The organism is Lamprobacter modestohalophilus (genome assembly GCF_016583905.1).
GTDB lineage: Bacteria > Pseudomonadota > Gammaproteobacteria > Chromatiales > Chromatiaceae > Lamprobacter > Lamprobacter modestohalophilus.
On the sequence record NZ_NRRY01000198.1, the window covers coordinates 1 to 610 of the forward strand.

The 610-nt window shown below is 65.4% G+C and carries 1 protein-coding gene; it reads left to right on the top strand.

What is annotated here, in order from left to right; translation table 11 throughout:
- Window positions 1-145: 145 nt before the first annotated feature.
- Window positions 146-610, top strand: a 465-nt coding sequence (locus CKO42_RS26855) for a hypothetical protein (protein ID WP_207148848.1), incomplete at its 3' end; no start/stop codon positions are given.

Here is a 610-nt window from a genome sequence, read left to right on the forward strand (position 1 = left end):
AATATCGATGTGCTGCGCCTGCAGAGCCTGCGCGATAAGGATTTGGTGCGCGTGGCCAGGTACCACCGCGCTTGGCATCAGCTGAATGCGGCATTGGAATCGCTACCCGGCTGAGGTCAGCATTGGCCTGAGCCCATGCGGGCGGATGGACCCGATCGACTTTCTCGCCCTCGTTCCCCTACCCGCTTATCAGGGGCTTGCGTTGGGTGCCACCGGTACCCGTGCGCTCGAGCGCTTCGGTGATCTGGCGATGGGCGTCGAGTTGCTTGCGCGTCAGTCTAGGCGAGCGCGACTCGATGTCATCGATGAGTGCTTGGACCTGGTGCTGATCGACGCGGAGGCGCCTGCAGGCTTTCACTTCACCGGCTGCTCGTTTGCGATCTTCTGGGCCGCGCTGGGACCAGCGCAGGCCGACTGGCGCGTCGCCTTGTTGAGCGCACCGATGGAAGCGCTGCGCGAAGCGGCCCGACGGCGAGTCAACGTCGCGCGGCGTGGCCTGTACTTCAAGCAATGGCGGCTTTGGCTGCCGCGGGCGTATGAGGACGAGCCCAGGGCCACCCTGCCGCAGCCACTCGAGACCCTGCTGCGCAGCGCCGATCCGAATTGGCAG